This window comes from Agromyces atrinae, assembly GCF_013407835.1.
Classification (GTDB): Bacteria; Actinomycetota; Actinomycetes; order Actinomycetales; family Microbacteriaceae; genus Agromyces; species Agromyces atrinae.
In genome coordinates this window covers 1,063,438-1,087,578 of record NZ_JACCBI010000001.1, presented here as the reverse complement: position 1 = coordinate 1,087,578, position 24,141 = coordinate 1,063,438, and the positions used below count along the sequence as shown (strand labels likewise).

Here is a 24,141-nt window from a genome sequence, read left to right as displayed (position 1 = left end):
GGCTCTCGTCCGGGCTGCTCACAGGTCTCTCGCCGTCTTCTCCCGTACCGTCGGATCATTCCGAGGGAACGAGAGGGTGACATGGGATTCCTGGATCGGCTGCTGGGCCGAGACGAGACGCAGACCGCTTCGGCAGCCCCGACGCGTACCGCACGGCCGAGTGCCGATGAGGTCGCCGTCGAGCGCTACCGGTATCTGCTCCGCACCGCTCCGGCGGCGACGATCGAGCAGGCGCACCGTGAGGCCTTCGCGACCCTGACACCCGAACAGCGTGCCCTCGTCTACCGCCAGTTGGCCGAGGAGGCGCCTGCGGGCGAACGACCCATCTCCGATGCGCCGAACGCCCTCGCGCGTGCGGCGACGCGGTCGGAGCTCCGTGCCCCGGGTTCCGTCGAGCGCGCGTTCACGCCCCAGGCGGGCGGCAACGGCCCGTCGTTCGGTCAGATGTTCGGTGCGTCGATGCTCGGTACGATCGCCGGCTTCGTCGTCGGAACGGCGATCGCCGACGCCTTCTTCCCGCACTCGATGAGTGACGAGGCGATGGGCGCAGGAGAGACGGATGCCGCTGCGGGCGACACCTCCGCCGGCGATGCGTCGGCCGATGCCGGTGCCGCCGATGGCGGCTTCGGAGACTTCGGCGGCGATTTCGGTGGCGACTTCGGCTTCTGACCCTCGCACCCCCGCGTCTCGACCCGGCCGGTTGTCGGTGGAGGGCGCTAAGGTCTCCCCGTGAGCAAGCAGGACGGCAGCGGCAGGCAAGTCACGACCGGTCCGGTCGATGACTCCGGTTCGAGCATCATGCACGTCGACATGGACGCCTTCTTCGCGTCCGTCGAGGTGCTGAAGAACCCCGAACTCCGCGGCAAGCCCGTCATCGTCGGCGGCAAGGGCCCTCGCGGCGTCGTCTCGGCGGCGAGCTACGAGGCACGCAAGTACGGCGTCAACTCGGCGATGTCGATGGGTCTCGCGCTGCAGCGGTGCCCGCACGCGATCGTCGTCCCCGTCGACATGGCGCGCTACGCCGCGATCTCCCGCGAGGTCATGACGATCTTCGAGTCGATCACACCTCTCGTCGAGAAGCTCAGCATCGATGAGGCCTTCCTCGACGTCTCGGGCGCCCGTCGTCTGCTCGGCTCGCCCGCCGAGATCGGCTGGATGCTGCGCGAGAAGGTGCGAGAACAGACAGGCCTCGCGTGCTCCGTCGGCATCGCGCCGTCGAAGTTCATCGCCAAGGTGGCGTCGGGCCGGGCGAAGCCCGACGGGCTCCTCGTCATCCCCGCTGACGGCGTCCTCGACTTCCTGCACCCGCTTCCCGTGTCGGCCCTGTGGGGCGTCGGCAAGGTCACCGAAGAATCCCTCACCCGACTGGGTCTCCGCACCGTCGGCGACGTCGCGGCCATGCCTGTCGATGCGCTCGAACGCTCGCTCGGGCCCGCGCTCGCGCAGAAGCTCGCTCGGCTCTCGCGCGGCATCGATCCGCGCGACGTATCGACGACGCGCGAGGAGAAGAGCATCGGCCACGAGGTCACGTTCACCCACGACGTCACCGATCCCGTCGACATCCGTCGCGCACTTCTCCGCCAGTCGGAGGATGTCGCCGTGCGACTGCGGCGAGCGGGACTGCTCGGTCGCACGGTCGTGCTGAAGCTCCGCTACACCGACTTCCGCACCGTCACGCGTTCCCGCACCCTCGGTGAGCCGACCGACGTCGGGCGACGCATCTACGAGGAGGCCGTCGCCGCGTACGAGGCGCTCGGCGCCGCGGGCGAGCGCGTGAGACTCATCGGCGTGCGGGCCGAGAACCTCGCCGAACCCGGCTTCAGTGCGGCACTGTGGGACCCGGACGACGACTGGCGCGACGCCGAACGCACGATCGACGACGTCGTGAGCCGATACGGAAAGGGCAGCGTCACCCCCGCGGCCCTGCTCGGTCGCGACCGCGGCGGGCGCGTCGAGAGCTCGAAGCGGCGTGATCCTTTCCTGGAATGAACCGGGCGGGCTATCGGCGGGGCTCTGGCGCGGCTAGCGTGGAAGGATGCCCTCCATCATTGAGACCCTTGCAGACAGATTCAGCGGATTCGGCGTGAAGGCCGTCTACGGCGACCCCGTCGAGGTCGACGGCACGACGATCATCCCCGTGGCGTACACGCACTACGGCTTCGGCGTCGGTACGAGCGACGAGACCGACGACCGCAGCGAGGGCGGCGGTGGCGGCGGAGCCTCCGTTCCCATCGGCGCGTACGTGTCGCGCGGAGGAGACCTGCGCTTCGAACCGAACATCATCACGGTGCTCGTCGTCGGAATCCCGTTCGTCTGCGTCGCCGGTCGGGCCCTCGCGCGCGTCATCCGCGCCGCCAAGAAGTAGCGGCGGGTCTATACTCGTCTCGAACACGGGAGTCCGGTGAGCCGGGCTGAGAGGAAGGTTCTCAACCTTCGACCGTCGAACCTGATCTGGATCATGCCAGCGCAGGGAGTCTGACAATCTCACACCCGTGCCCTATCCATCCTTTCGAGAGGGGCACGTCACGTGCACAGTTCTGCCATCACCACTCCAGGTACGAGCGCTCCGGCGCCGAAGCGGTCGGCTTCCGACCTGTTCGGCTGGCGCGTCATCGACATCGTCATCGCCGCCGTGCTCGGCGTCGCACTGGGTCTCGTCTTCTGGGCCTGGAACTCCATCGGCTATCTCTGGTTCCAGGCCGCTGACGCCGTCACGCCCGGTTTCGGCGGCACGGCAGTCGGCATCTGGCTTCTCGCCGGTGTCGTCGGCGGTCTCGTCATCCGCAAGCCCGGCGCGGCTCTCCTCGTCGAACTGCTCGCGGCGATCGTCTCCGCGCTCATCGGCAACGTCTGGGGTATCTCGACGGTCTACTCGGGTCTCGCCCAGGGTCTCGGTGCCGAACTCGTCTTCGCGGCGTTCGCCTACCGTCGATTCGGGATCGTCACCGCGGCGCTCGCGGGTGCCGGTGCGGCCGCCGGTGCGTGGATCCTCGAGTTCTTCCTCTTCGGCAACATCGAGAAGAGCGTCGAGTTCAACATCATCTACTTCGTCTCGCTCATCGTCTCGGGCGTCGTACTCGCCGGTGTGCTCGGCTGGTTCCTCGTGAAGGCCCTCGCCGCGACGGGCGCTCTCAGCCGGTTCGCCGTCGGCAGGGAATCGCGCCGGGAGGTCTGAGCGCATGTCGGGCGGGGCACGCATCACGGCCTCCGGGTGGGGCTGGCGGCACGCCGGGCGGAAACGCTGGGCCGTGCGTGACGTCAGCGTCACGATCGAGCCGGGGGAGCGGGTGCTCCTCCTCGGGGCGTCGGGGTCCGGCAAGTCCACTCTGCTGAGTGGTCTCGCCGGGCTCCTCGGCGGTGCCGACGAGGGCGAGACCGCCGGCGAGCTCGTCGTCGACGGTCGCCGACCCGAAGAGCAGAGGGGGCGGATCGGACTGGTCCTCCAGGACCCCGACTCGCAGGTCGTGCTCGCGCGGGTCGGCGACGACGTCGCGTTCGGGTGCGAGAACCTCGGCGTCGCGCGCGACGAGATCTGGCGCCGCGTGTCGCACGCTCTCGATTCCGTCGGCCTCGATCTCCCGCTCGACCACGAGACGCGTCGTCTGTCGGGAGGGCAGAAGCAGCGGCTGGCCCTCGCGGGCGTGCTCGCGATGCAGCCGTCGCTCCTGCTCCTCGACGAGCCCACTGCCAACCTCGACCCCGTCGGCGTCGAGGAGGTACGGGATGCCGTCGCGCGCGTCGTCGCCCAGACGGAGGCGACGCTCATCGTCGTCGAGCACCGCACGCCCGTGTGGGTCGACCTCATGACGCGGGTCATCGTGCTCGATGCCGACGGCGGAGTGCTCGCCGACGGCGCGCCGGCGGACGTGTTCGGGCGCACCGCAGCGGCTCTCGCCGCCGCGGGGGTGTGGGTACCCGGTGCCTTGACCGGGCTTCCTCCTGCCCCGACGCTCACCGATGCCGCTGCGGTCCTCGCGACGGAGGGACTCGCCGTCGGCCGGGCGCCCCGAGGCAGACGCTCGCGCCCGGCGGTGGCGTCGACGCGTCCGGCGGGGGCCGTGCAGTGGCCGCTCGACCTCGCGATACCGCATGCTGCGTCGACCGTCGTCCTCGGACCGAACGGCGCGGGCAAGTCGACACTCGCGCTGACGCTCGCCGGCCTCCTCGCCCCGCTCGCCGGCCGCGTGGTGTCGGAGTCGGATCTCGGCGCGAAGTCGGGGCGAAGTCCCCACGACTGGACGTCGCGCGACCTGCTGACGCGCATCGGCTCGGTCTTCCAAGACCCCGAACACCAGTTCCTCGCGACGACCGTGCACGATGAACTCGCCGTCGGTCCGCGTCGTCTCGGCTGGGCGGCATCCGATGTCGATCGCCGAGTCGGCGAGCTGCTCGATCGACTCGATCTCGCGGCCCTCGCGGGCGCGAACCCGTTCACGCTCTCGGGCGGTCAGAAACGGCGCCTCTCGGTCGCGACCGTGCTCGCCTCCCGACCGCGCGTGATGGTGCTTGACGAGCCGACGTTCGGTCAGGACCGCGTGAGCTGGATCTCGCTCGTCGAACTGCTCCAGGCCGAGACCGCACGGGGCACGACGCTCATCTCCGTCACGCACGACGCGGGTGTCGTCGAGCACCTCGGGACGAACACGATCACCCTCGACGTGCAGACCGACGAGAGGGCGGCCGCATGAGCGTCGCCCTGCAGCAGACCACCATCGCTCCGGTGCGCCGCCCCGTCGTCTTCCTCGACCGCGTCAACCCCGTGACGAAGATCGTCGCGGCCGTCATCCTCTCGGTGCCGCTCTTCGCCTCGATCGACTGGGTGAGCGCACTCGTCGCGGTGGTCATCGAACTCTCGCTCTTCGCCCTCGCGGGGCTGCGGTTCACCGAGCTCGTCCGCCGCATCGCGCCCGTGCTGCTCTTCGCGCCCATCGCGGGCATCAGCATGCTCCTGTACGGCGAGCCGGGCGGCACGGTGTACGCGAGTTTCTGGTTCGCGACGATCAGCGACAACTCGATCCAACTCGCGATCGCGATCACCCTGCGTGTTCTCGCGCTCGGCCTGCCGACCATCCTCCTGTTCGCACGCGTCGACCCGACCGAGCTCGCCGACGCGCTCTCGCAGGTGGCGAAGCTGCCGAGTCGTTTCGTGCTCGGAGTGCTCGCGGGAACGCGCATGATCGGCCTCTTCCTCGAGGACTGGCGCAGCATGGAACTCGCTCGCCGGGCGCGGGGTGTGGGCGATTCGGGAACGATCCGGCGCTTCCTCTCGATGTCGTTCGTCCTGCTCGTCTTCGCTGTGCGTCGCGGCACGAAGCTCGCCGTCGCGATGGAGGCCCGCGGGTTCGGATCGAGCATCACCCGCACGTGGGCGCGTCCCTCGCAGCTCGGCTGGCGCGACCCCGTCGTCGTCATCGCGGCCCTCGGCATCATGGCGATCGCGCTCGGCGCCGCCGTCGCCGCCGGCACCTTCCGGTTCATCGGATCGTGACGCCCGACGAGGCCCTCCGCGCCATCCTTCACCGAGACGACGTGTCGGCCATCCTCATCGACGGTCCGAGCGGGTCGGGCAAGTCCACGTTCGCCGATTCCCTCGTCGCGGCACGTGGAGCGCGGCCGACGGCGCTCGTGAGGCTCGACGACATCTATCCCGGCTGGTCGGGGCTCGATGCCGCCATCGAGACGGTGCAGACCGGCATCCTCGGTCCGTGGAGGCGCGGTGAGCGTGGTGGCTGGCGGCGCTGGGACTGGGCGCGGAACGAACCCGGCGAGTGGGCGGATGTCGCGCCGGGGCTCCTCGTCGTCGAGGGGTGCGGCGCCTTCGGCGACGACGTCACAAGATCCCGCGTGCTGTTCCATGTCTGGGTCTCGGCACCGGACGCGGTGAGGAAGACCCGGGCCCTCGAGCGCGATGCCGGAGGCTTCGACGAGCACTGGACGATGTGGGACGAGCAGTGGCGTGCGTACGTCGACCGAGCCGACCCCGAACGTCGCGCCGACATCGTCGTCGACACGGATGCGCCAGCGGCGGAGACTCACACGATCCGCGGAGACGCCGGGTCTACGGTGGGATCATGACTGAAGAATCCACCCCCGCCCAGTACCTCGCCGAGTTCGTCGACGGCCCCCTCGAGGGCGAGTTCGACACCCGTAGCCTCATCGGAGGCGCGGCCGAGAAGCGCATCGCCATGGTGGCCGCGGTCGACGGGCTCGAGTCGACGTTCTGGTACGACGCCGTCGACGAGCGCGATGTCGCCGGTCAGCTGCGCGTCGCGTACCGCTTCGACGCTCCTGACTCCGACCCCGTCGCCTCCGACGACGAGAACAACGAGTGGACCGCGACCGTCTAGTCCGCTGACTCGATGAGCGCTTCGATGACCGGAACCGGATTCATCAGGCGCCAGAACACACCGGGGTCGCGGATCGTGCGATCGATCTGCAGCGGCGCCGAGACGTCACCGCCGGGGGTGGCGACGGTCACGCGACCGATCGTCGCCCCTTCGGTCGCCGTCGTGACAGGCGGGATGTCGAGGCTGACGTCGCCTCCCGCGCCATCGAGACCGCTCTGCGACTTCGACACCGCGGCGACGGCTCGCGCCGTCGCACCCCACGGCGTAGAGATGGTCGCGTAGGGCTGACCGGCGGCGATGACCTCGACCGGCCCGATCCCGCCCGCGAGGCTGTCGCGAAGACCCACGACGGCCGGGTCGAGGGTCTCGTAGTCGGGCATGCGGAGGAACGCGCCGGTGACCGTCGCGGTATCGTCGCCTTCTCCGACCGTCGTCGTGAAGAGCAGGCAGAGCCCGGCCTCATCGGTGAACGAGCGGGAGAGCCCGCGCACGCCGGCGTCGGCCAGGTGAGCGCTCGAGTCGGGGATGCTCCGTGCAGAGCTGCCCGACGTTTCGCCGGCGTAGACCGACGCGAGAGCCGGATCGGCGACGGCTCGTGCCGCGAGGCGGGCCATGTCGGTCGCCGTGCCGACGTTGTCGCCCGAGAGCCCTGTCGCATCCGCGACGGTGACCGAGTCGTAGCCTTCCTCGGCGAGCCACGCGTTGGCCGCAGCGACGTATGCGTCGACCGAGCCGAACGCGAAGCGGGCGAGCGTGTCGGCGTGGTTGTTGCTCGACGCGAGGGCGACGGCGCGCACGACGTCGGAGTATGACCAGGTGTCACCGGGGGAGACCTGCAGCACGCGGACGTCCTGACGGCCGTACTCGGCGTAGGCGGCGAAGTCTGCGGCGAGGATCGGCACGGCATCGCCGGCCTCGCCCGCCGTGAGCGGCTTCGCATCGAGTGCGACGAGGAGCGTGATGATCTTCGCCGAACCTCCGATGGGCACGGCCTCGGCGATACCGCTCGTCGAGAGCACCGCGGCGTCGGGTTCGGCTCCGGCGGGGGAGATCACGACGGCGTTGGCACCGTCGGCGGGCATGGCGGCGACCGTCGCCTCCGCGGCACCCGTCGAGGGCGCCATGGCCGTGACGGTGGCCGGGGGCAGCGGGCCGAGCAGGGTGACAGGGCCGTAGAGGCCGATCGCGAGGATCGCGACCGCGCCGACGATGATGCCGACGACACGGCCGGGACTGACGGAACTCACTGCCTCAGGCTAACCCGAGCGGGCTTACGCCCAGCCGAGCTCGTGCAGCCTGTCGTCGTCGATTCCGTAGAAGTGCGCGATCTCGTGCACGAGAGTGATGTGGATCTCGTCGCGGAGCTCGTCTTCGTCGGCACAGATCGCGAGCAGCGATTCGCGGTAGAGGATGACGCGGTCGGGCATCTCTCCGAAGCCGTACCGATCACGTTCGGTGAGGGCGACGCCGTCATAGAGTCCGAGGAGATCGAGCGAGCCGTCCTCGGGTCGGTCCTCGACCACGAACACGACATTGTCGAGGCCGTCGAACATGTCGTCGGGGAGTTCGTCGAGTTCATCGACGACGAGGCGTTCGAAGTCCTCGGGAGACATCTCGAGGGCCATCGGTTCTGCCTTCCCGGGAGAAAAGCTACTTGGGGTGAGTAACGGGGCTTGAACCCGCGACCTCCTGGACCACAACCAGGCGCTCTACCAACTGAGCTATACCCACCATGGCTTCGATTCCCGCTTGCGGTAATCGAGGCAACTCAACGAGATTACTACACCTTTCGGGCGTACTCGTCCACGATGGCCGCTGAGACCGTCTGAAGTTCGGCAGAAGTCGGTCCGGGCTCGCCGATGAAGACTGCCTGACGGTAGTACGCGAGCTCACGGATCGACTCGAGAATGTCGGCGAGGGCGCGGTGGCCGCCGTGCTTGGCGGGGGCGTTGAAGTACACGCGGGGGAACCAGCGACGCGACAATTCCTTGATCGTCGAGACATCGACGTTGCGGTAGTGCAGGTGCTTGTCGAGGCGCGGCATGAACTTGGCGAGGAACGCGCGGTCGGTGCCGATCGTGTTGCCGGCGAGCGGAGCCTTCTGCTCTTCGGGGATGTGCTTCAGCACGTACTCGAGAACGTCGAACTCGGCCTGCGCGAGGCTCACACCGTTCGGGATCTCATCGATGAGGCCGGACTCGGTGTGCATCGCGCGCACGAAGTCGCCCATCGCGGCGAACGCCGAGTCGTCGGGCTTGATGACGATGCTGATTCCCTCGTCGACGGGGTTCAGGTCGTAATCGGTGATGACGACCGCGATCTCGACGAGTTCGTCGACGTCGAGGTCGAGTCCCGTCATTTCGCAATCGATCCAGACGAGGCGGTCGCCAGCAGTTCCCATGCTGGGAGTCTATCGGCGGCTCCGACACGGCCTCGCTCGTGCCCTGCGCTATCGTGGATGCGCTGGCCCCCGTAGCTCAGCGGATAGAGCAGAGGCCTTCTAATCCTTTGGTCGCAGGTTCGATTCCTGCCGGGGGCACCGTGGTCGCGAGGCGACCGGTCAGCCCTCCACCGGCACGAAGACATCGTCGTCGGGGCTCGGCTTCGCGGTCGCCGTCGGTCGGCGGATGAGCAAGGCGACGAGCGGGAAGATCAGCACCGACAGCATGCCCGCCCCGACGAGAGCGGCCGCTGTTCCTGCCGCCACCTCGCCGGCGTCGACGCCGATGGCGGTGACGGCGACGATGATGGGCAGACCCGTCGCGCCGAACAGGGCGAGTGAGGTGCGGTCGCGACCGGTCGCTCCGGGTGGTGCCGACAGCATGCTCGGAAGTCCTCGCACGACGAGGAGGAGCACGAGGAAGATCGGTACGAGCGCGAGTGTCCGCGCGTCGGAGACGAGTGCGTCGAGGTCGAACGTCACACCCGTGCTGATGAAGAAGATCGGCACGAGGAACCCGAAGCCGACGGCCTCGAGCTTCGACTCGACGAACTCCGCATCCTTCTCCGGTGCGCCCTGCAGGAGCAGCCGCCCGAGCACGCCCGCGGTGAAAGCGCCGAGCAGCATGTCGAGGCCGAGCATGACGCTCAGTGCGACGAGCGCGATGAGGATGAAGAGCACGAGCCGCACCGCGAACTGACTGCTCGAGTGAAGCGTCGCCGCGATGATCGCGTGGAAGCGTCGGCCGACGCCGATCGCCGCGAGCCAGATGGCGGCTCCTGCCACGACGGCGAAGACGATGATGACGACGAGTGCCAATCCGGGCTCGCGTCCGCCGAGGAAGAGTGAGATCGCGAGCAGAGGTCCGAACTCGCCGACGGCGCCGACCGCGACGACACCGACGCCGAAGGCCGAGCGCAGCTCGCCGGCATCGCGGAGGACGGGCATGATCGTGCCGAGTGCGGTCGACGTGAGGGCGATGCCGATGAAGACGGCGGTCGAGAACGACGGCGAGAGAAGGGTCGCAAGGGCGATGCCGAGGGCGAGCGATATCAGCCAGCCGAGGACGGATCGCTTGATGGGGCGGCCGCGGATCGCGCGGAAGTCGACCTCGTTGCCCGCGAGGAAGAACAGCATCGCGAGTCCGAATTCGCTGAGCGCGTCGAGGAGCGGCCCCTCCGTGATCCAGCCGAGGCCTGACGGGCCGAGCGCGAGACCGAGGAGGATCTCGAAGACGACGAGGGGGATCGCGATCCATCGACCGATGCCGCGTGCGAGCAGCGGCGCCGTGACGGCGACGAGGGCGACGACGACGAGAGATCCGACCGTGAGTTCCATGGCGCCACCTGTCTGCTGAATCGGGCCCGCTGCCGTGATGCTATCGGCCCGCGGGCCGCCGCAGGGAGAAGGTCGGACCCCGCAACAGAGGGGAGCCTCCCGCTTCGCGTTGCGTCGTCGAAACACGGCGCGGGTAGGGTCGCACTATGCGTGAACGTCAATCGAGAATCATCGCCGATCTCGGCGTGCAGCCCGTCATCGACCCGGCGACCGAGATCAAGCGTCGCGTCGACTTCCTCGTGCGGTACCTCCGGGCCTCCGGTGCCTCGGGCTTCGTGCTCGGCATCAGCGGCGGTCAGGACTCGAGCCTCGCCGGGCGCCTCTGCCAGCTCGCCGTCGAGCGCGTCGTCGCCGAGGGAGGCAGCGCTCGTTTCGTCGCCATGCGGTTGCCCTACGCCGTGCAGCGCGACGAGGACGACGCGCAGTTCGCCCTGCAGTTCATCGCACCGAGCGAGTCGGTCGTCTTCAACATCCAGCGCGGCGTCGACGGGTTCGCGGCGGAGTACGGCGAGTCTCTCGATGAGCCCATGAGCGACTTCACCAAGGGCAACGTCAAGGCGCGCGCCCGCATGATCGCGCAGTATGCGGTCGGTGGCCAGAACGGCCTTCTCGTCGTCGGCACCGACCACGCGGCCGAGGCGGTGACCGGATTCTTCACGAAGTTCGGTGACGGCGGCGCCGACATCCTGCCGCTCAGCGGCTTGACGAAGGGGCAGGGCCGTGCGCTGCTCGCCGAACTCGGGGCCCCCGAGCGCATCTGCCTGAAGGTTCCGACGGCCGACCTGCTCGATGGCTCACCGGGCCAGACCGACGAGGCGAACCTCGGACTCAGCTACACCGACATCGACGCGTTCCTCGAAGGCCGCGACATCGACGACGAGGTCGCCGAGAAGATCGAGCAGCGCTACCTCGCGACGCGCCACAAGCGCTTCTCTCCCGTGGGTCCGCTCGACGAGTGGTGGATGTCGAACGACTGAAGCGGATCGTCGGGCCGTCAGGCTCGACGGTGAGGGTCAGCGGCGCGCGTCGATGATGCTCGTCGCGGGAAGCGATTCGGCCGTCGGGGTCACGACGGTGACGGCTTCGGAGCGATCGGCGTCGTCGGCGGGGATGATGCCGTTGTACTTGTCGTGATGCTGCTGCGCGACCCAGTCGTCCTGCTCGGCGACGAGGCTCGTCTCCGGAGCGGCGCTCTGTGCGGCCCAACGCTGCAGGTCGGCCTGGAAGACACGGCGCATGCGGCCCGGCTTCTGCTGCCACTCGACGAGGTTGTCGCGGAACTCGGCGACGGCGGGCTCGAGCTGGTAGCCGAACGTGGCGGAGGCGCGCTTCAGCTCGTGCAGCTGGTGCGCGGCCCAGTTGGCCGTGACGCCGGCGCCGCGGATGGGGAGCAGGCGCACGAGGATGTCAGCCTGGCCGACGGCGCGGTCGGAGAGGATCTGCTCCTGCGGCGTGAGCGAGTTCCAGACGGACGCCTCGGTCGCGGCGTCGACGAGCGCGGCGATCGCCGAGGCCTTCAGCTCGCGATCCCGCTGAGAGATGAGTCGCTTCACGGTGCCGCGCGAGATCCACGCGGCGACGAGCCCCGCGACGATGATCGACACGAAGAGGACCGCGGCCGTGAGAAGGAGCTCACGGTTCGCGGGAGCGAAGAGCCAGTCTGTCAAGTCATTCCACCACTGCATGCCCGCAGGCTACCCCCGAGGTGTCGTCGCGCCGGGGATGCCGTGCGGCGCGCCTCGCGGCGGCTTCAGTGGAAGCACTCGGCGGCGTCGTGCGCGCTCCAGAACTCGCCGAGCGGCATCGAGCGCGTTCCGCCGCCGATGAGGAGTCGTGCCGCGAAGCGCTCGCCGCTCGCGGCGACGCGGCGCTCGATGTGGCCGAGCACGTCGCCGTTCGTCGACGACACTCGCCAGAGCGACTCGCTCACCGGCACGAACGCGAGACCCGGCACGGTGATGCCCAGGGGGCGTCGACCCGGCGGGTAGGACGGGTCGACGCTCGCTACGGCGGCGGTGAGCGGGGTGCGGAGTGGTGCGGTCGTCACGGTGTCCTCCTCGGTCGGGGAGCCGGTCTCGGCTCGTGCGTCGAACATACATTCGACCACCGACACGGTGGAGGACCGCGGCGTTCACCGCGTCATCCGCCCCCGATCAGCCGAGGACGGTGCCGTGAGCCGCGAAGGGTTCGATCGCGGCGATCTCGTCGGCGTCGAGCGCCGGGGCGTCGAGCGCGGCGATGTTCTGTTCGAGCTGGGCGACCGACGACGCACCGATGAGCGCACTCGTGACCGTCGGCTGACGCAGCACCCACGAGAGCGCGAGCTGCGCGAGCGACTGGCCGCGCGACGCCGCGATGTCGTTGAGGGCGCGCACGCGACCGAGGTACTCCTCGCTGATGCGCTCGGCCGGCAGGAAGTGGCTCGTGGCGGCGCGGGAGCCGGCGGGCACGGTTCCGTCGAGGTAGCGGTCGGTGAGGAGGCCCTGCGCGAGCGGCGAGAAGACGATCGAGCCCGCACCGATCTCATCGAGGACGGGGAAGAGGCCCTCTTCGATGTGACGGTCGAACATCGAGTAGCGCGGCTGGTGGATCGTCAGCGGGATGTTCCAGACCGCGAGGGCCTCGGCCGCTGCACGCGTCTGCTCGGGGGAGTAGTTCGACACACCGACGTAGAGCGCCTTGCCCTGCTGTACGGCCGTCGCGAGCGCGCCCATGGTCTCTTCGATCGGAGTCTCGGGGTCGGGGCGGTGCGAGTAGAAGATGTCGACGTAGTCGAGGCCGAGTCGGCCGAGCGAGCGGTCGAGGCTCGAGAGCATGTTCTTGCGCGAGCCCCACTCGCCGTAGGGGCCGTCCCACATGTGGTAGCCGGCCTTCGTCGAGACGATGATCTCGTCGCGGTACGGTGCGAGATCGCTCGCGTAGAGCCGGCCGAAGTTCGACTCGGCGCTTCCGGGAGGCGGGCCGTAGTTGTTGGCGAGGTCGAAGTGCGTCACTCCGAGGTCGAACGCGCGTCGCACGATCGCGCGCTGCGTGTCGATCGAGCGCTCGTCTCCGAAGTTGTGCCACAGGCCGAGCGAGAGACCGGGGAGCTTCAGGCCGCTCCGTCCCACGCGTCGGTAATTCATCGAGTCGTAGCGGGAGGGGGAAGCGGCATAGGTCATGGGATCAGCCTAGAGCCGCTCGCTCCCTCCTCCACAAGCGGATGACGCGGGAGAAGTCTTCACAATCGGCGCCCTCTCTCGAGCACGATGACGCGACTACGCCGACGATCGAAGAGCGCGGTTCCGGGGGTCGGATTCAGGCACGAGGCGACTCTCGGAACCGCGGACGGGCATTCGCCCGTCATCACTCGTCAGCACCCGGAACCAAGGAGAAATCATGAGCGACACCATCACCCTCATCGGCAACGTCTCGACGCCGCCACGGCACAGCGTCACGAACGGCGTCGACGTCACGACCTTCCGCCTCGCCACGAATCAGGGGTACTACGACCGGGAGAAGCGCGAGTGGGTCGAGGCCGATGCCAACTGGTTCACGGTCACGGCCTTCCGACAGCTCGCGAAGAACACCGTCCAGTCGCTCGAGAAGGGCCAGCGGGTGATCGTGCGCGGCAAGCTCAAGGTGCGTCCGTGGAACACGGGGGAGAAGAGCGGCACGAACATCGATATCGACGCCCAGTCGATCGGGCACGACCTGACGCGCGGCGTCACTCGCTTCACGAAGGTCGATGCGCCGGCCTCGGCGACGGGCGAATCGGGCGGGCCCGGTGATGCGACCGACCCGGTCGAGCCGAGCGGTCCCGGTGGTCGGGGTCGCCTCGCGGATGACGGCGCCGACGTTCCCTGGGGGAGCATCACATCGACCGAGGAGGTCGAGGGTCTCGAGGCGTCGTTTCGAGCATCATCGTCCGTAGACTCGTAGGGGGTGGCCGCGTGGCGCGGCCGGACAGGTGGAGAAGCATGGTGCGCGGTCGACGTGTGGCTCAGGTGTCGATGGCTCTCGCAGTGGGAGCCGCTCTGACATGGGGGCTCGCGGCCTGCACGGGTTCAGAGCCCGTCGCGCCGTCGACGCCACCGCCGAGCACCTCGGCCGCGCCTGAGCCGCCCGCGGGTTCGGTGCTGCTGCCCGACGGCACGGCGGAGGAGAACCTCGCCTACTTCGACTCGGTGAACAACGGCATCGTGACCGCGCTCGGGGCGCCGTGGGGCCGTGACTTCATCGACGGTCTGACGGCGGCCGGCTTCGACCGCGCGAACATGCAGGTCACGGCCGACCGCACCTCGGTCGACCTCGAGGCCGACTCGGTGCAGTTCTCGGTGCTGTGGGGCGAGGAGTGCCTCGTGGGCCAGTTCGGCCCCAAGAGCGGCGGCTACCACAGCGCCGTCCGACCGGCGCTCGGCACGGGCGGCTGCCTCGTCGGAGCCACCCGGCCCATAGACTGGTAAGCGATATGGCCGAATACATCTATTCCATGGTCCGCGCCCGCAAGGCGGTCGGCGACAAGCTCATTCTCGATGACGTCACGATGGCGTTCCTCCCCGGCGCGAAGATCGGTGTGGTCGGCCCGAACGGTGCCGGTAAGTCCACAATCCTGAAGATCATGGCCGGCCTCGACACGCCCTCGAACGGTGAGGCGCGCCTCACGCCCGGCTTCTCGGTCGGCATCCTCATGCAGGAGCCCGAACTCGACGAGTCGAAGACCGTGCTCGAGAACGTCCAGCAGGGTGTCGGGCCGATCAAGGAGAAGCTCGATCGCTTCAACGAGATCTCGGCGGCGATGGCCGAGCCCGATGCTGACTTCGACGCACTCCTCGCCGAGATGGGCACCCTCCAGGAAGAGATCGACGCCGCCGACGCGTGGGACCTCGACTCGCAGCTCGAGCAGGCGATGGACGCCCTGCGCTGCCCGCCGAGCGACGCCGAGGTCTCCGTGCTCTCCGGTGGTGAGCGACGCCGCGTCGCACTCTGCAAGCTCCTCCTGCAGAAGCCCGACCTGCTCCTCCTCGACGAGCCCACGAACCACCTCGATGCCGAGAGCGTGCTGTGGCTCGAGCAGCACCTCGCCAAGTACCCCGGTGCGGTCCTCGCCGTCACCCACGACCGGTACTTCCTCGATCACGTCGCCGAGTGGATCTGCGAGGTCGACCGCGGTCGCCTCTACCCCTACGAGGGCAACTACTCGACCTACCTCGAGAAGAAGCAGGAGCGACTGCAGGTCCAGGGCAAGAAGGACCAGAAGCTCGCCAAGCGTCTCTCCGAAGAACTCGAGTGGGTGCGCTCGAACGCCAAGGGCCGTCAGGCGAAGTCGAAGGCCCGTCTCGCTCGATACGAAGAGATGGCGGCCGAGGCGGAGCGCACACGGAAGCTCGACTTCGAAGAGATCCAGATCCCGCCGGGACCGCGCCTCGGAAGCCTCGTGCTCGAGGTCAAGAACCTGAAGAAGGGGTTCGGCGACCGCACGCTCATCGAGGGACTGAGCTTCAGCCTTCCGCGTAACGGCATCGTCGGCATCATCGGTCCGAACGGTGTCGGTAAGTCGACGCTCTTCAAGACGATCGTCGGCCTCGAGCCGATCGACGGCGGCGACGTCAAGGTCGGTGAGACCGTCGAGATCTCGTACGTCGACCAGTCGCGCGGCGGCATCGACCCGAAGAAGACCCTGTGGGAGGTCGTGTCCGACGGACTCGACTACATCCAGGTCGGCAAGGTCGAGGTCCCGTCACGTGCCTACGTCTCGACGTTCGGCTTCAAGGGCCCCGATCAGCAGAAGCCCGCGGGCGTGCTGTCGGGCGGTGAGCGCAACCGTCTGAACCTCGCGCTCACGCTCAAGCAGGGTGGCAACCTCCTCCTCCTCGACGAACCGACCAACGACCTCGACGTCGAGACGCTCTCGAGCCTCGAGAACGCGCTCCTCGAGTTCCCCGGTTGCGCCGTGGTCATCACCCACGACCGGTGGTTCCTCGACCGCATCGCGACGCACATCCTGGCGTACGAGGGCACCGAGGAGAACCCGTCGAACTGGCACTGGTTCGAGGGCAACTTCGAGTCGTACGAGGCGAACAAGATCGAGCGCCTCGGCCCCGACGCGGCCAAGCCGCACCGCTCGGCATACCGCAAGCTCACGCGCGACTGACATGCGACTCCACGTTCCGACTCCGCTCCGCTGGTCGGATCTCGATGCGTACGGTCACGTCAACAACGCCCGGATGCTGAGCCTCCTCGAGGAGGCTCGCATCCAAGCGTTCTGGGTGTCGGCGGAGGCCGACGAGAACGCGGCCGGCGCATCGACGGCGGTGCTCGACGCGACACCCGGAGCCGACACCGTGACGCTCATCGCGCGTCAGGAAGTCGAGTACCTGGCTCCGATCCCGTATCAGCGTCAGCCGCTCGACATCGAGCTGTGGATCGGTCACATGGGAGGCGCGAGTCTCGAGGTCTGCTACGAGGTCTTCTCGCCGCTCGGCGTCGAACCGCGCGTGCTGTACACCCGAGCCGTCACGACGATCGTGCTCGTCGACTCCGCGACCGAGAGGCCGCGCCGCATCGACGACCGCGAACGTGAGGCGTGGCAGCCGTACCTCGGCGACCCCATCGTCTTCCGTCGCCGCTGAAGGCCGTTCAGTCGAACGACGACGGATCGGGCACACGCACCATGCCCTCTTGAGCGACGCTCGCGACGAGCACGCCGTCGCGCGTGAAGATCCTGCCCGTCGACAGTCCGCGACCCCCGCCGGCCGTCGGCGACTCCTGCACGTAGAGCAGCCACTCGTCGACGCGGGTGTCGCGGTGCCACCACATCGCGTGGTCGAGGCTCGCGATCTTGAGGCCCGGCGTCGCCCAGGCGATGCCGTGTGCGCGGAGGATGGGTTCGAGGATCGAGTAGTCGCTCGCGTACGCGAGAGCGGCGCGGTGCTGGTTCAGGTCGTCCGAGAGGCGGCCGAAGGCGCGCATCCACACGGCCTGATGGGGTGATCGATCGCCCGTGACATCCAGGTAGATCGGCGACGGAGAGTGGCGTACGTCGAAGGGGCGCTGGCTCGCCCAGTGCCGCGCTGCGGGGTGGTCGACGCCCGCCAGCACGTCGGCGGTGCTCGGGAGCGATTCGGGGTCGGGCAGATCGCTCGGCATCTCGATCTGATGCGCGACGCCGTCATCCGGTTCCTGGAACGACGCGATCATCGACAGGATCGGCTTGCCCGCCTGGTACGCCTGCGTGCGCCGGGTCGAGAACGAGCGGCCGTCGTGGATACGATCGACCGAGAAGGTGATGTTCTCGGAGGCGTCTCCGGGGCGCAGGAAGTAGCCGTGCATGGAGTGCACCGGGCGGTCGCTCGGCACCGTGCGTTGAGCGGCCACGAGGGACTGCGCGAGGACCTGCCCGCCGAAGACCCGGCCCATCGGCGCCCACTGCGAGGGGCCCGTGAAGATGTCTTCGTTGGTGCGCGCCCCCGTGTCGGTGAGATCCAATGTGCTGAGCAGTCCGTCGATGGGTCCGTTCATGCGTCCTCCGTCGTGGCAGCCGGGCGCCGGGGCGCGTCCGTCCTTGGTAGTTTAGACAGCAGATGAATCAGCCGATCACGCTTGCAGACCGCCCGTCGCTCGACGACCTTCACACCTACCTGTCGCGAGCCGCGCGCGTCGAGGACGGCTCCGTCCGGCTCATCGCCGGCAAGGGTGTGCTCGCCGTCTACACGGCGATCATCTACCCGCGCGGCCTGCTCGATGACAGCCCCACGGTCCTCGGGCTCCGCACCTACGCGCTCGCCGACCGCGAGGCGTTCGACTCAGTCGTTCCGCTTCGTTCGCTCCTCGAGCGCATCGCGTACGTGCGCGACTCGTCCGGCGCCGACGGCCCCGTCGCCATCGGCCGACCCCACGAGGTCAGCACCGTCACGTGGGCGGGCATCTCGCCGCCCCGCGGCGGGTGGGCGGCGCACGGCCAGGCTGCACCGGCGCTTCTCGAGGCCGCGGCACGCGCGGGCATCGACGAGGTCGCCGCGAGCATCCCCGCCGGCACGGGCGAGCAGCTCGTCCAGCGTGTGCGTGGAGAGGTGTGGGGTCAGCCGGTCGAGGGCGTCGAGCACGTGCCCGCCGGTGCCGCCTTCGCGGCGTTCAGCCTCGGATTCCTCTCGGACGACGCCGTGCAGATCTTCGAGACCGGCCCGTGGACGCGCCTCACGACGCAGCGCGGTCACGTGCTCGTGCGCCGGAAGCCCTGGACTCTCAAGGCCTGACGCGCTTCACGCGCGCCCGATCGCTCGGCCCGCCTGGCGACCGGTGAACAGACATCCGCCGAGGAAGGTGCCCTCGAGCGCGCGGTAGCCGTGGATGCCGCCGCCCCCGAAGCCGCTCGCCTCGCCGACCGCGTAGAGGCCGGGAACGGGGGAGCCGTCGGCTCCGAGAGCCCGGGCGTCCAGGTCGGTCTCGATGCCGCCGAGGCTCTTCCGCGTCACGACGTGCAGCTTGACGGCGATGAGCGGTCCGGCCTTCGGGTCGAGGATGCGGTGCGGGGTGGCGACGCGGAGGATCTTGTCGCCGCGATACCGGCGGGCTCCGCGCACGGCCGTGAGCTGGAGGTCCTTGGTGAACTCGTTCTCGACCTCGCGGTCACGGGCGACGATCTCTCGCTCGATCTCTTCGGTGTCGAGCGGGGCGTCGCCCGAGCGTTCGCGCATGCCGACGAACAGTTCCTCGAGCGTGTCGGCGACGACGAAGTCGGCTCCGCGCTCCTTGAACGCCTCGACGGGCCCGGGGGCACCGGGGCCGAGGCGCTTCGCGAGCAGACGCACGTTCTTGCCCGTGAGGTCGGGGTTCTGCTCGCTGCCCGAGAGCGCGAACTCCTTCTCGATGATCTTCTGCGTCAGGACGAACCAGCTGTGGTCGTAGCCCGTCGTGCGCAGGCGCTCGAGGGTGCCGAGGGTGTCGAATCCGGGGAAGAGAGGCGCGGGCAGCCGCGTGCCCGTCGCGTCGAACCACAGCGATGACGGACCGGGCAGGATGCGGATCCCGTGCCGGGCCCACACCGGGTCCCAGTTCTCGATGCCCTCCACGTAGTGCCACATGCGGTCGCCGTTGATGAGTCGCGCGCCGGCCCGCTCGGCGATGCCGAGACCGCGGCCGTCGACGTGGGCGGGAACGCCCGAGAGCATGTGCGTCGGCGCCGTGCCGAGTCGTGCGGGCCACTGAGCGCGCACGAGGTCGTGGTTGCCTCCGATGCCGCCGGTCGCGATGACGACGGCCGCGGCCTCGAGTTCGAACTCGCCGACCTCGTCGCGTGAGCTCGCCTCACCGCGCGCCGCCGGGCTCGGGGCGAGGACGGCTCCGCGGACTCCGACGACGGCGCCGTCTCGAGTGATGAGCTCATCGACGCGGTGACGATGGCGAACGGTGACGTGGCCGCTCTCCATCCCCTCGCGCACGCGCGCGACGAACGGGTCGAGCACGCCCGGTCCGGTGCCCCACGTGACGTGGAAACGCGGCACCGAGTTGCCGTGCCCCGTGGCCGAGTAGCCGCCGCGCTCGGCCCATCCGACGATGGGGAAGAAACGCACACCCTTCGCGTGGAGCCAGGCCCGCTTCTCGCCCGCGGCGAAGTCGAGGTACGCCTCGGCCCAGCGCTTCGGCCAGGCGTCCTCCTCGCGGTCGAACGCCGCCGAACCGAACCAGTCCTGCCGGGCGAGCTCGATCGAGTCCTTTACGCCGAGTCGGCGCTGCTCGGGGGAGTCGATGAGGAAGAGACCGCCGAACGACCACCACGCCTGTCCGCCGAAGGATGCCTCGGGCTCCTGATCGACGATGACGACCCGTTTACCCGCGTCGAGCAGTTCGGCGGCGGTGACGAGACCGGCGAGGCCGGCCCCCACGATGATGGCGTCGGCGGAGGGCTGATTTGAGACGGGCACGAGACTCCTTCGTCGTGTGCGGACCACTAGTGGGTCAACTGTCTCACTTTTCGAACGTGTTCACCATCGCCTGTGCTGCGCGCTCCAGGTAGTCCCACAGCGTCGCCTCGTACACGGGGGCGAGCTGCAGCTCGTCGACGGCGGTGCGCATGCACGCGAGCCACCGGTCGCGGGCGTCGGGGTTGATGCGGTACGGCGCGTGGCGCATGCGGAGGCGCGGGTGCCCGCGCTCGGCGCTGTACGTTCCCGGACCGCCCCAGTACTGCTCGAGGAAGAGCAGCAGGCGCTCCTCGGCGGGGCCGAGGTCCTCCTCGGGGTACATGGGCTTCAGCACCGGGTCGGCCGCGACCTCGCGGTAGAACACCGAGACGAGCTTCTGGAACGTCGGGCGCCCGCCGACCTGGTCGTAGAACGACTCGATGACGGATGCACCGTGCTCGCCCGAGCGCAGCGGGATGTCGGCGGTCATGAGCCCTCCGGTGGCTTCTTTCCGAATCTCTTCGGCTTCGTGGTCGTCACGTGCGGGACGACGGAGTTGGGCTTCGTCTTCGGCGGACGGGCGCCCTTGACGCGCGTCGCCTCGTCGAAACCGGTGAGGACGACCGCGGCGAGGCTCGGAACCTTCACGCCCATGTCGTCGAGAGCACGCTTCAGTCGCATGCGCAGTTCGCGGGCGATGTCGTCCTTCGAGGATGTGCGCACCTTGACGACGAGGCGGATGACGAGTGCGCCCTCGACGATCGATTCGAGGCCCCAGACCTCGGGCCGCTCGAGGATGCGCGAACGCCACTTGCTGTTCTGCGCCATGTCGACCGCGGTCGCGAGGATCTCGGACTCGACCCCGTCGACGTCGGTCTCGTACGGCACCGTGATGTCGAGGATGACGCGCGCCCAGCCCTGCGACATGTTGCCGACGCGGAGGATCTCGCCGTTCCGCACGAACCAGAGTGTTCCGTTCACGTCGCGCACTTGCGTCACGCGGATCCGGACATCCTCGACGACGCCCGTGACCGGGCCGAGGTCGACGATGTCGCCCACGCCGAGCTGGTCTTCGACGACCATGAACAGGCCGTTGAGCGCGTCCTTGACGATGTTCTGGGCGCCGAAACCGAGGCCGGCGCCGATCGCCGCCGACAGCAGCGCGAACGATCCGAGGATCGTCGAGTCGATGACCCCGACGATCATGAGCACGACGACGATGAACAGCGTGACGTTGACGACGTTCGTCAGCACGGAGCCGAGCGTGCGCGTGCGCTGCACGAGTCGTACCGCGGCGAGGGGCGACGCTTGAAGCGCTTGCGTGTCGGTGACATCCTGCTTGCGCTTGACACCGTTCACGATGTTGTCGACGACGCGACGGATGACGAGATGCAGGATCCAACGGATCAGCAGGGCCACCGCGACGATGACGATGACGTTGATCGCCTTGCCGAGAATGACTCCGCCCTGCTCGCCCCACCACGTGCCGAGGTCGGCCCAGAAGTCGCCGGTCGCCAGTCTGTTCATGTGCAGAGAGCCTACTGAACCCCTACTGCGTGTCGCCTGAGCGGAGCGCGTCGGCGGCCCGCGCGGCGAGGGCGCGTTCGAGTTCGGAGAGGTGCTCGGCGATGATGCGTCGAAGGGCGGGAGCCTGTCCCTCTCGATCGAGCCATTCGCGGGCGGCGCGCGCGACGTCGTGCGACACGAGGGGAGTCGGGAAGAGGCCGTCGACGATGAGTTCGGCCATCGTGAAGCTCCGCGCCGCCCACACCGACTCGAGCATCGCGAAGTAGGGCTCGGTGCTCTCCTCGAGCAGCGACGCCGGCCGAGCGCGGCGCCAGCCGGCCGACAGCGCACGGACGAGGTCGTTGGAGAGGCTCTCGTCGGTCGCGACGGCCGTCCAGGCGTCGCGCTTCACCGCGGCATCCGGGCGGGCCGCTCGAGCCGTCGCAGCCAGCTGTCCGCCCTTCGCGGTGGGGTCGAGTGCGAGGGCCGCGTCGATGTCGGCATCGCGAGCGACGCCCGCGGCCGCGAGGGCGATGACGAGTTCCCAACGGAGGTCGGTGTCGATCTCGATGCCGTCCACGCTCGTCCGGCCGTCGAGGAGACCGGAGAGGATCTCGTGGTGCCCGGGCGTCTCGGCGATGCGGATGAAGGCGCGGAGGAACTGGAACTGCGCGTCGGAGCCGGTCTCGGCGAGCTGCACCAACGCCCACACGGAGTCGGCCGCGTGCACGGCGAGCGAGTGCCGGGTGTCGGGATCGACGTAGCGGTCGAGAGCGGTCTCGAGCTGTCCGAGGGCGGTATTCCGCGTCGTCGACTGCGATTCGTGGCCGATGTTGCCGACGACGAGGCGCACGAAGTCGCTCGCGGGCATCTCGGCGTCGCGCACGGCGTCCCACACCGAGCCCCAGACCAGGATCCGCGCGACGGGGTCGTCGATGCGATCGAGGTTGTCGAGGGCGAACGCGAGGGATGCCTCGTCGAGACGGATCTTCGCGTACGTGAGGTCGTCGTCGTTCAGCAGCACGAGGTCGGGACGTGCACGCCCGATCGCGTCGGCCACTGCGGTCGAGGAGCCCGCGACATCCAGTTCGAACCGCGCGGTGCGGACGACCGCGTCGCCGTCGAGGTCGTAGAAGCCCACGGCGAGCCGGTGCGGACGGAGCGTCGGGTGGTCCTCGGACGCCGTCTGTTCGATGTCGAACCGGATGATCGCTCCCGCGTCATCCGTCTCGATCTGCGGACGCAGAGTGTTGACGCCCGCGGTCTCGAGCCAGAGAGCCGACCACTCGCCGAGAGTACGACCACTCGCCGTCTCGAGTTCGTCGAGGAGGTCGCGAAGCGTCGCGTTGCCCTCGCGGTGCGTGCGGAGGTAGGCGCCGACCCCCGAGTAGAAGGCCTCGCTGCCGACCCAGGCGACGAGCTGCTTGATGACCGAGGCGCCCTTGTCGTAGGTGATGCCGTCGAAGTTGACCTCGACGTCTTCGAGATCGCGGATCTCGGCGACGATCGGGTGCGTCGACGGCAGCTGGTCCTGCCGGGCGGCGTCGGTCTTCTCGATCGACGCGAACGTCGCCCAGGCATCGGTGAACGGTGTCGCCTGTGCGGTAGCATCCGTCGACGTCCACGTGGCGAACGACTCGTTCAGCCACAGGTCGTTCCACCATTTCATCGTGACGAGATTGCCGAACCACATGTGCGAGAGCTCGTGCAGGATGACGATCGTGCGCTGTTCCTTCCGCGCGTCGGAGACCTTGGAGCGGAACAGGTACGCCTCGTTGAAGGTCACCGCCCCGACGTTCTCCATCGCACCCCAGTTGTACTCGGGCACGAAGATCTGGTCGTACTTGTCGTACGGGAAGTCGACGCCGTACGACGTCTCGTAGAACTCGATGCCGGCGCGCACGGTGTCGAAGAGCACGTCGGGCTCGGCGTGCGCGGCGAGGGACGCGCGCGTGAACACCCCGAGCGGCACGACGCGGCCGCTCCGCGTCTCGGCGGCGCTCCGCCACACGGCGTAGGGACCGGCGATGATCGCCGCGATGTAGCTCGAGATGACGGGGCCGGCATCGAACTCCCACACCGCGGTGCCGTCTTCGAGACCGTCGACGGGAAGAGGGGTCGGCGCATTGCTCAGCACCTGCCACTCGGAGGGGGCGGTGATCGTGAACTGGAAGCTCGCCTTGAGGTCGGGCTGGTCGAACACCGCGAAGACACGGTTCGCCTCGGCGACGGCGAACTCCGTGTAGAGGTAGACGCTGTCGTCGACGGGGTCGACGAAGCGGTGCAGACCCTCGCCCGAGTTCGTGTAGAACGCATCGCTCACGACGACGAGCTCGTTCTCCGCAGCCAGACCGTCGAGCCGGATGCGCGTGCCGTCGCTCACGACGGTGGGGTCCAGGCCGACGCCGTTGAGACGGATCTCGTGGATGCTCGTCGTCGTCGCCTCGATGAACGTCGAGGAGCCCGGCCGGGCCTCGAACCACACGTGCGTCTCGGAGCCGAATCGTTCGGCTCCGCGCGTGAGATCCAGGGCGATCTCGTAGCGGTCGACTCGGACGTTCGACGAGCGTTCCTCGGCTTCGAGGCGGGTCAGATTGGCTGCGGGCATGGAGCGGCCTCCCGGGATCGG

General features: G+C 68.8%; 26 protein-coding genes, 2 tRNA genes and 1 riboswitch. Of the genes, 15 read left to right on the top strand and 13 right to left on the bottom strand.

The annotated features are described in order from the left end of the window. The first annotated feature begins 81 nt into the window (after positions 1–81). The 8 genes from BJ972_RS05310 (at position 82) to BJ972_RS05275 (ending at position 6,347) form a co-directional block, all read left to right on the top strand. Entirely contained in the window at positions 82–669 is a 588-nt protein-coding gene (locus BJ972_RS05310) for a hypothetical protein (RefSeq protein WP_129172773.1), read from the top strand. 60 nt (positions 670–729) lie between these two features. Further along, the gene (locus tag BJ972_RS05305) at positions 730–1,989 is read left to right on the top strand and encodes a DNA polymerase IV (RefSeq protein ID WP_129172772.1); all 1,260 of its coding nucleotides are present in this window, start codon (positions 730–732) and stop codon (positions 1,987–1,989) included. A 46-nt stretch (positions 1,990–2,035) separates the two neighbouring features. After that, positions 2,036–2,365 carry a spore germination protein GerW family protein gene (locus BJ972_RS05300; RefSeq protein WP_129172771.1) on the top strand — a complete coding sequence of 110 codons (330 nt, stop codon included), beginning with the start codon at positions 2,036–2,038 and terminating at the stop codon, positions 2,363–2,365. Positions 2,366–2,380: 15 nt separating this feature from the next. Continuing rightward, positions 2,381–2,490, top strand: a riboswitch (TPP riboswitch). Between the two features lie 37 nt (positions 2,491–2,527). After that, positions 2,528–3,175: an ECF transporter S component gene (locus BJ972_RS05295; protein WP_373366809.1), complete on the top strand. Its 648-nt coding sequence runs from the start codon at positions 2,528–2,530 to the stop codon at positions 3,173–3,175. A 4-nt stretch (positions 3,176–3,179) separates the two neighbouring features. Next, positions 3,180–4,688 carry an ABC transporter ATP-binding protein gene (locus tag BJ972_RS05290; RefSeq protein WP_129172770.1) on the top strand — a complete coding sequence of 503 codons (1,509 nt, stop codon included), beginning with the start codon at positions 3,180–3,182 and terminating at the stop codon, positions 4,686–4,688. After that, entirely contained in the window at positions 4,685–5,488 is an 804-nt protein-coding gene (locus BJ972_RS05285) for an energy-coupling factor transporter transmembrane component T family protein (RefSeq protein WP_129172769.1), read from the top strand. Before BJ972_RS05290 ends, BJ972_RS05285 begins: the two co-directional genes overlap by 4 nt. Continuing rightward, positions 5,485–6,075: a nucleoside/nucleotide kinase family protein gene (locus BJ972_RS05280; protein ID WP_218850994.1), complete on the top strand. Its 591-nt coding sequence runs from the start codon at positions 5,485–5,487 to the stop codon at positions 6,073–6,075. The genes BJ972_RS05285 and BJ972_RS05280 overlap by 4 nt, the downstream gene beginning before the upstream one ends. Further along, positions 6,072–6,347 (top strand): hypothetical protein, encoded by a 276-nt coding sequence (locus tag BJ972_RS05275; RefSeq protein ID WP_129172768.1) that lies wholly within the window; start codon positions 6,072–6,074, stop codon positions 6,345–6,347. The genes BJ972_RS05280 and BJ972_RS05275 overlap by 4 nt, the downstream gene beginning before the upstream one ends. Here BJ972_RS05275 and BJ972_RS05270 read toward each other — a convergent pair. The 4 genes from BJ972_RS05270 to orn all read right to left on the bottom strand — a co-directional run bounded on the left by BJ972_RS05270 (position 6,344) and on the right by orn (position 8,748). Beyond that, positions 6,344–7,594, bottom strand: coding sequence for a D-alanyl-D-alanine carboxypeptidase family protein (locus BJ972_RS05270; RefSeq protein WP_129172767.1), 1,251 nt, complete (start codon positions 7,592–7,594; stop codon positions 6,344–6,346). The genes BJ972_RS05275 and BJ972_RS05270 overlap by 4 nt on opposite strands. Before the next feature lie 24 nt (positions 7,595–7,618). Then, positions 7,619–7,972, bottom strand: coding sequence for a metallopeptidase family protein (locus tag BJ972_RS05265; RefSeq protein ID WP_129172766.1), 354 nt, complete (start codon positions 7,970–7,972; stop codon positions 7,619–7,621). A 30-nt stretch (positions 7,973–8,002) separates the two neighbouring features. Further along, positions 8,003–8,078 (bottom strand) — tRNA-His (locus tag BJ972_RS05260). 49 nt (positions 8,079–8,127) lie between these two features. After that, positions 8,128–8,748 (bottom strand): oligoribonuclease, encoded by a 621-nt coding sequence (gene orn / locus BJ972_RS05255; RefSeq protein WP_129172765.1) that lies wholly within the window; start codon positions 8,746–8,748, stop codon positions 8,128–8,130. Positions 8,749–8,813: 65 nt separating this feature from the next. Here orn and BJ972_RS05250 point away from each other — a divergent pair. After that, positions 8,814–8,886: transfer RNA gene (locus tag BJ972_RS05250), tRNA-Arg, on the top strand. 21 nt (positions 8,887–8,907) lie between these two features. On the opposite strand, the gene BJ972_RS05245 is transcribed toward BJ972_RS05250, so the two are convergent. Next, positions 8,908–10,125, bottom strand: a complete 1,218-nt coding sequence (locus tag BJ972_RS05245) for a cation:proton antiporter (RefSeq protein ID WP_129172764.1) — start codon at positions 10,123–10,125, stop codon at positions 8,908–8,910. A gap of 146 nt (positions 10,126–10,271) precedes the next feature. Here BJ972_RS05245 and nadE point away from each other — a divergent pair, with 146 nt between their 5' ends. Further along, a complete protein-coding gene (gene nadE / locus BJ972_RS05240; RefSeq protein WP_129172763.1) occupies positions 10,272–11,102 on the top strand; it encodes an NAD(+) synthase in 831 nt (276 codons plus the stop codon). 36 nt (positions 11,103–11,138) lie between these two features. Here the strand turns inward: nadE and BJ972_RS05235 are convergent, their stop codons facing one another. From BJ972_RS05235 to BJ972_RS05225, 3 genes are all read right to left on the bottom strand, one after another. Then, on the bottom strand, positions 11,139–11,810 hold the full coding sequence (locus BJ972_RS05235; RefSeq protein WP_129172762.1) for a hypothetical protein: 672 nt from the start codon (positions 11,808–11,810) through the stop codon (positions 11,139–11,141). Between the two features lie 65 nt (positions 11,811–11,875). Then, on the bottom strand, positions 11,876–12,172 hold the full coding sequence (locus tag BJ972_RS05230; protein WP_129172761.1) for a hypothetical protein: 297 nt from the start codon (positions 12,170–12,172) through the stop codon (positions 11,876–11,878). A gap of 106 nt (positions 12,173–12,278) precedes the next feature. Continuing rightward, positions 12,279–13,286, bottom strand: coding sequence for an aldo/keto reductase (locus tag BJ972_RS05225; protein ID WP_129172760.1), 1,008 nt, complete (start codon positions 13,284–13,286; stop codon positions 12,279–12,281). Positions 13,287–13,503: 217 nt separating this feature from the next. Between BJ972_RS05225 and BJ972_RS05220 the strand changes: the two genes are divergently transcribed. The 4 genes from BJ972_RS05220 (at position 13,504) to BJ972_RS05205 (ending at position 16,736) form a co-directional block, all read left to right on the top strand. Then, positions 13,504–14,046 carry a single-stranded DNA-binding protein gene (locus tag BJ972_RS05220; RefSeq protein WP_129172759.1) on the top strand — a complete coding sequence of 181 codons (543 nt, stop codon included), beginning with the start codon at positions 13,504–13,506 and terminating at the stop codon, positions 14,044–14,046. A 71-nt stretch (positions 14,047–14,117) separates the two neighbouring features. Continuing rightward, positions 14,118–14,570 (top strand): DUF6993 domain-containing protein, encoded by a 453-nt coding sequence (locus BJ972_RS05215; protein WP_241830718.1) that lies wholly within the window; start codon positions 14,118–14,120, stop codon positions 14,568–14,570. A 5-nt stretch (positions 14,571–14,575) separates the two neighbouring features. Next, positions 14,576–16,258: an energy-dependent translational throttle protein EttA gene (gene ettA / locus BJ972_RS05210; protein WP_129172757.1), complete on the top strand. Its 1,683-nt coding sequence runs from the start codon at positions 14,576–14,578 to the stop codon at positions 16,256–16,258. A gap of 1 nt (position 16,259) precedes the next feature. Further along, positions 16,260–16,736 (top strand): acyl-CoA thioesterase, encoded by a 477-nt coding sequence (locus BJ972_RS05205; RefSeq protein ID WP_129172756.1) that lies wholly within the window; start codon positions 16,260–16,262, stop codon positions 16,734–16,736. A 7-nt stretch (positions 16,737–16,743) separates the two neighbouring features. Here the strand turns inward: BJ972_RS05205 and BJ972_RS05200 are convergent, their stop codons facing one another. After that, on the bottom strand, positions 16,744–17,625 hold the full coding sequence (locus tag BJ972_RS05200) for an acyl-CoA thioesterase (protein ID WP_179419924.1): 882 nt from the start codon (positions 17,623–17,625) through the stop codon (positions 16,744–16,746). Positions 17,626–17,687: 62 nt separating this feature from the next. On the opposite strand from BJ972_RS05200, the gene BJ972_RS05195 reads away from it, so the two are divergent. Further along, a complete protein-coding gene (locus BJ972_RS05195) occupies positions 17,688–18,359 on the top strand; it encodes a DUF8185 domain-containing protein (RefSeq protein WP_129172755.1) in 672 nt (223 codons plus the stop codon). Positions 18,360–18,365: 6 nt separating this feature from the next. Here the strand turns inward: BJ972_RS05195 and BJ972_RS05190 are convergent, their stop codons facing one another. From BJ972_RS05190 to pepN, 4 genes are read right to left on the bottom strand one after another with little or no spacing between them, the layout of a single operon-like run. Next, positions 18,366–20,027 (bottom strand): FAD-binding dehydrogenase, encoded by a 1,662-nt coding sequence (locus tag BJ972_RS05190; protein ID WP_129172754.1) that lies wholly within the window; start codon positions 20,025–20,027, stop codon positions 18,366–18,368. A 43-nt stretch (positions 20,028–20,070) separates the two neighbouring features. Further along, positions 20,071–20,496 carry a globin gene (locus tag BJ972_RS05185; protein ID WP_129172753.1) on the bottom strand — a complete coding sequence of 142 codons (426 nt, stop codon included), beginning with the start codon at positions 20,494–20,496 and terminating at the stop codon, positions 20,071–20,073. Beyond that, a complete protein-coding gene (locus BJ972_RS05180) occupies positions 20,493–21,533 on the bottom strand; it encodes a mechanosensitive ion channel family protein (RefSeq protein WP_129172752.1) in 1,041 nt (346 codons plus the stop codon). The genes BJ972_RS05185 and BJ972_RS05180 overlap by 4 nt, the downstream gene beginning before the upstream one ends. Positions 21,534–21,555: 22 nt before the next feature. Further along, positions 21,556–24,120: an aminopeptidase N gene (pepN, locus tag BJ972_RS05175; RefSeq protein WP_129172751.1), complete on the bottom strand. Its 2,565-nt coding sequence runs from the start codon at positions 24,118–24,120 to the stop codon at positions 21,556–21,558. Between the last annotated feature and the right edge of the window lie 21 nt (positions 24,121–24,141).